The organism is Ensifer sp. SSB1, assembly GCF_016652895.1.
Lineage (GTDB): Bacteria > Pseudomonadota > Alphaproteobacteria > Rhizobiales > Rhizobiaceae > Ensifer.
This window is the reverse complement of record NZ_JAEPRP010000199.1, coordinates 1-1685: the sequence shown is the minus strand read 5'-3', so window position 1 is coordinate 1685 and position 1685 is coordinate 1. Positions and strand designations below refer to the sequence as shown.

The 1685-nt window shown below is 62.3% G+C and carries 1 protein-coding gene; it reads left to right on the top strand.

Annotated elements, in window-relative coordinates:
• Positions 1-1257, top strand: a 1257-nt coding sequence (locus I8N66_RS32125) for a response regulator (protein WP_291162891.1), incomplete at its 5' end; no start/stop codon positions are given.
• Positions 1258-1685 lie beyond the last annotated feature (428 nt).

Below are 1685 nucleotides of genomic sequence, written 5' to 3'. Positions count from 1 at the left end.
ATCCTCGACGCCCAGCCCAATCCGGTCTGCGTCAAGGATCGCAACCTCAACTATATCGCCGTCAACAAGGCCTTCTGCCTGATCCATGATCTGCAGCAGGATGCGATCCTCGGCCGTTCCGCCTGGGATTTGGTCGAAAGCGAGCTTGCCGAACGTTTCGAACAATCGGACCGGATGGTGCTCGAAACCGGCAAGCCATACTCGCAGGCAGAACATATCGTGCGCGCCGACGGCAGCGACCTCTGGGTGCTCACGCGCAAATACCGCGTCGGCATGCCCGGCCGTCATTTCGTCGTGACCTGCATGAACGACGTGACCGACATCGCCGTCTTGCATCAGAGCAGCGATGAACCTCATGCCGAGGTCGGCCTGCAGATCCGCGACTACAGCATCTTCGCCGCGGCGCAGAATTTCTATGACCCGTTCCGGGCGCTGAACGTCCAGCAGCTCGTGGAAGCGGGATCGATGATCGAGACCTTGCCCGCCCGCGGTCTTCGCGTGCTGATCGCAACGGCCGACCGGGCGATGGAAGATCGGCTGGTCACGCGTCTCCGCGGTTCCGGGCTCGACGCCTGCGCCGTTCGCGATGCCGGTGAACTGCGAGCCTTCGGTCACGCGGTCGAAGATGCCGGCATCAAGCTCGATGTCCTGCTGCTCGACCTGGCATTTTCAGAGAGGCAGCAGGTCGCTTCGACCTGGCGCCATTGCCCGATCCTGCCGCTGTCTCAGCAGCAGGATGGCGCCGCGGTGCTCGCGGAAGTGTTCCGCGCCTGCTCCGAGCGGTCAGCGGCTTCTCCGATGCAGCAGCCGGATTGGTCTCTGTCGTTTGAAGGCGAGGGGATTGCGGCACCGCCGCCGACGCCGCAGGTCGACGTGCTTGTGGCCGAAGACAATCAGATCAACCAGTTCGTGTTCACGCAGATCCTGGAGGGGCTCGGCGTTTCGCATCGGATCGCCGCCAACGGCCGCGAGGCCGTCGAGCTCTGGCACGAGCTGCAACCGGCGCTGGTGCTCATGGATGTCTCGATGCCGATCATGAACGGCTTCGATGCCACGGTCGCCATCAGGACGGCAGAAAACTCCAGGGGACAGAAAACGCCGATCATCGGGGTCACCGCGCAGGCGCTGGATATCGACCTGCAGCAGTGCAAGGCATCGGGTATGGACGACCATATCATGAAGCCCGTGAGCCCGGACATGATCGAGGCGGTGCTCAGGAAATTCATGCCGGCAAAGGCAATGCGAACGGCAGGTTGAAAGAAAGACGTGTCAACTCGCTAGAATTGGGGAGGCTAATGGCAGATCTAGGAGCAGAGCGATATCGGATTGTTAACCGCCGATTGCGATCGTCTGCACCGAATTGCCGTTAAAGTGTAGAGCCCAACCCGAATGCATTGCGCCCATCCCGTTGCTCATGTCCGGACCGTGTCGGAACGACATTGCCGGTTCGCGCCGTGGCGTCGGGTTTTGCCTGCAACGGAGCGTGGCCCGCATTGTCGCGATCATGCTGGGGGGGCGCGGCTATGACGGCTGTTGAGACCCCCTATCACCGCATCGGCCTCGATATGCCCGCCGTGACGGGCAACATCGATCTGTTGACCGGGCTCGGCAATTCCCGCTGCCTGCGCCAGACCGTGCTTGATCTCGCCCGGGAGCGTGCCAGCGATCCTGCGCCCTTCACCATC